The following is a 3,581-nucleotide window of genomic DNA, read 5'->3' on the forward strand; positions in this document are numbered from 1 at the left end:
GACAGACGCAGCAGGCCTTCACTGATGCCCGCAGCCGCGCGTGCTTCGGCAGTCATTGCGGCGTGGGTCATGGTCGCCGGGTGTGCGATCAGGCTTTCCACGCCTCCCAGCGACTCGGCCAGCGTGAAGTAACGCAGGCCATCGACGAACGCACGTACAGCAGCATGCGGATCATCGCCGGCACAGCTGGCCAGTTCGAAGGACAGCATCGCGCCGAAACCACTCTGCTGACGCGCGGCAACGGCGTGGCCCGGATGATCGGCCAGGCCCGGGTAGTAGACCTTGGCCACCGCAGGATGCGCATCAAGCAGCGCCACGATCGCGGCGGTGTTTTCCTGGTGCGCGCGCAGGCGTGCATCCAGCGTACGCAGGCCGCGCAGGGTCAGGAACGCATCGAACGGTGAGCCGGTAAGGCCCAGGGCATTACCCCACCACACCAGCTGTTCATGCACGGCGGGATCGCGGGCAATCACCGCACCACCGACCACGTCGCTGTGGCCGTTGATGTACTTGGTGGTGGAGTGCAGCACCAGGTCCGCGCCGAACGACAGCGGTTGCTGCAATGCCGGCGACAGGAACGTGTTGTCGACCACCACCAGCGCACCGGCTTTGTGCGCCGCGTCGATCACGAAGCGCAGGTCGGTGATGCGCAGCAGCGGGTTGGACGGGGTTTCCACCAGCACCAGCTTCGGCTGCGTGGCCAGGGCCTGGGCCAGCGCGCGCGGGTCGGTCAGGTCGGCAGTGACCAGTTCGAAATGGCCTTTCTTCGCCAGCGCGTTGAACAGGCGCCAGCTGCCGCCGTACGCATCGTGTGGCACCACCAGGGTGTCGCCGGGCTGCAGCAGTGCGTTCAGCACCAGGTTGATCGCGCCCATGCCGGTGGCGGTCACCACACCGCCGGCGCCGCCTTCCAGTTCGGCCAGCGCTTCACCCAGCAGGTCGCGTGTGGGATTGCCACTGCGGGTGTAGTCGTACTGGCGCTTGTTGCCGAAGCCTTCAAAGCTGAAGTTCGACGACAGCACGATCGGCGGAGTGACCGCGCCATGGGCGGTATCCCGATCGATGCCGGCGCGGACGGCGGCGGTGGTGCGACAACAGGACGGTTCAGCGGCGTGCAGGCTCATGCGGACTCTCCAGAAGTGCGGAAGGCGGTGGCGAGGATCGCGTCGATGCGATCGGTTTCTTTCAGGAAGGCGTCGTGACCGTAGGGCGAGCGCAGCACGCGCAGGCTGCCGCGTGGGCCCAGTCCCTCGACCAGGCCGACCAGGTCGGCAAGCGGAACCAGGCGGTCGCCTTCAACGGCAACCACCACGGTCGGCGGCAGGATCGCGCTCGGGTCCACGCGGTGCAGGTCGATCGACTCGGACAGGCGCAGGTAGGCATTGACCGGCGTGCGCGCCACGTACTGCGCGCCAGCGGCGTCGAGGTAATCTTCGGCGGCGACACGGACGCGGCCATTGACCACTTCCGGTGCTGCGTCGAAGCGCTCGCCGAATTCTTCCGGCGTGCGGTAGCTGAGCATCGCGAACTGGCGGGCCAGCGCCAGGCCGTGGTCTTCGCCACACTGCAACTGGCCCAGCGCCACGGCACGGCGCTGCAGCGCACGCCAGGCGGCGGCATACGGGTGCGGGCGGTGCGCACCGCTGGCCAGCACCAGCTGGCGTACCCGGGCACGATGCCGGATCGCGAACTGCTGGCCGACCAGCGCACCATACGAATAGCCGACGAATGCCTTCAGCGCGCGAATGCCGAGGTGGTCCAGCAGCAGTGCCAACGCATCGGCCTGGTCTGCGGTATCGATCGGCACATCCAGCGCGCCGTCGGCACCGATGAAATCGAACGCGAGCACACGCAGCTGCTGCGGATCCAGTGCGCGGCCACTGCCGACCAGGCCTTCGGCCCAGCCCTTCTCGGTGAACTGCGCATTGGAGGCCACATGGCGGTGCGCGGAAATGCCGCCGGCCAGCACCACCACCGGTGCGTTGACGGGACCGACCCACTCGTAGCGCAGGCGTACCGGGCAAGGGCCGGCATGACGCATCGACAGCACGGCGGCGAACTCGCCGCGCTCGGCGTGCACGCGGTCATCGACCGGCACGCTGACGGGGACAAAGGGTTCGGGGCGAAGCACGGTGCTGGTGGCGAAGCTCATGGCTGGTTCCGGTAGGGAAATCGGCCATCGAGCCTTCGCGGGGCTCGCGTTCGAAGTGCACGTTGGGTGCAGGTTCGAACCATCTTTCGGTGGACGCCACGGTCCCCGCAGGATTTGGCACCTACGCAGGCGCTTTCGCGTCTGCGGGCTGCCCCGGCTTCAAAGGGCCTGTCCCTCTGCCGGTCTCGATGGTGGAGCCACGATGCCAGTCCTTTTCGGGCATGTCAATCCCTTCATACGGATAAAGAGATGGATGAATGCGAAGCCCCCACGCTTCCCCCGTCCCGACAGCTTGCGTAGAGTCCCGTCGGTCCATGTCGCTGGAGCCTCCGATGCGCCGCCTGCCCCTGTCCTGCCTCCTGCTGCCCCTGTTGGCGAGCGCCCCCGCGAACGCCGCCGACTGGCGCCAGGGCTGGGGACTGGTGCCAACGACTGCAGCTGCGCCCAGTGCCGAGGCGGCGCCGCAAGCGGCGCCGATGGCCCATCTCCGCCTGCAGTCGCTGGGCGACCAGTGGCAGGCGCGGATCGATAATCCGCTGTCCGGCCCGGTGCAGATCGAGCTGCGCGCGGCCCCCGGCACACAGGTCGAGGGCCTGCCGCTGCAGTCACTGGTGCAGGCCACCGGCAGCCTGGTAGTGGGCCATCTTCCCTCTCCTGCCAACGGCAAGGCACTGGATCTTCGTCTGCAGTCGGTGCCGGGCAATCCGGCCGCGCGCGCCGAAGACGTCGCCTATCGCCTGCCGTTCGAGGCTGCCCAGCTGCGCGTGGACCAGGCGCCGCAGGGCCGGTTCAGCCACGATGACGAGGAGAACCGCGACGCCATCGACTTTGCCCTGTCCGAAGCAACGCAGGTCCTGGCCGCCCGCGAGGGTACGGTGATGCAGGTACAGGACGGTTTCCGCGGCAATGGCCTGGACCGTGAACGCGATGCCGGACGCGCCAACTTCGTTCGTATCCTGCATAGCGACGGCAGCATGGCGATGTACGCCCACCTGCAGGCCGGCGGCATGCGCGTGCGTCCCGGCCAGGCCGTGCAGGCTGGGCAGCCGATCGGCCTGTCCGGCAACAGCGGCTACAGCACCGCCCCGCACCTGCACTTCGTGGTGCAGCTCAACCGGGGCATGGGCCTGCGTTCGGTGCCGGTGCGCATCCTCGCCCCGCAGGGCGAATTGCACTTCGCCCGTGAGGGCAGCGGCGACGCCAGCGCCGGGCGCTGACCCGCCGACGCCGGCAGGCCGGTATAATCGGGCGCTTATCTCTTTGAAAAGCGCCCCGTGCGGGCGCCACTGCCATGTCCGAAGTCGCCACCGAAGCGTCGCGTCGCCGCACGTTCGCCATCATTTCCCACCCTGACGCCGGCAAGACCACGCTGACCGAAAAGCTGCTGCTGTTCGGCGGCGCGATCCAGATGGCCGGCTCGGTGAAGGGC

General features: G+C 68.2%; 4 protein-coding genes and 1 riboswitch. Of the genes, 2 read left to right on the forward strand and 2 right to left on the reverse strand.

Annotation, left to right across the window (positions count from 1 at the left end; translation table 11 throughout):
* A partial coding sequence (locus tag AB4Y84_RS16210) for an O-succinylhomoserine (thiol)-lyase (RefSeq protein ID WP_442250442.1) occupies nt 1–1,124 on the reverse strand: 1,124 nt, incomplete at its 3' end.
* Complete coding sequence (gene metX / locus AB4Y84_RS16215; RefSeq protein WP_312787834.1) at nt 1,121–2,152, reverse strand: homoserine O-succinyltransferase MetX; 1,032 nt, start codon at nt 2,150–2,152, stop codon at nt 1,121–1,123. The genes AB4Y84_RS16210 and metX, both read right to left, overlap by 4 nt.
* A 76-nt stretch (nt 2,153–2,228) precedes the next feature.
* A riboswitch (SAM riboswitch) is annotated at nt 2,229–2,347 on the reverse strand.
* 137 nt (nt 2,348–2,484) lie between these two features.
* On the opposite strand from metX, the gene AB4Y84_RS16220 reads away from it, so the two are divergent.
* Complete coding sequence (locus AB4Y84_RS16220; RefSeq protein WP_363732110.1) at nt 2,485–3,369, forward strand: M23 family metallopeptidase; 885 nt, start codon at nt 2,485–2,487, stop codon at nt 3,367–3,369.
* A 74-nt stretch (nt 3,370–3,443) separates the two neighbouring features.
* Nucleotides 3,444–3,581: GTP-binding protein (locus AB4Y84_RS16225; protein ID WP_442250443.1), on the forward strand; the 138-nt coding region annotated here is incomplete at its 3' end.

Origin of the sequence: Stenotrophomonas sp. 2YAF22, from assembly GCF_052114665.1 — a bacterium.
Classification (GTDB): Bacteria; Pseudomonadota; Gammaproteobacteria; order Xanthomonadales; family Xanthomonadaceae; genus Stenotrophomonas; species Stenotrophomonas indicatrix.

What these genes read in the sequence shown, in the direction of transcription:
- metX (WP_312787834.1), bottom strand. Translation starts at nt 2,152, where the DNA reads ATGAGCTTCGCCACCAGCACCGTGCTTCGCCCCGAACCCTTTGTCCCC.
- AB4Y84_RS16220 (WP_363732110.1), top strand. Translation starts at nt 2,485, where the DNA reads ATGCGCCGCCTGCCCCTGTCCTGCCTCCTGCTGCCCCTGTTGGCGAGC.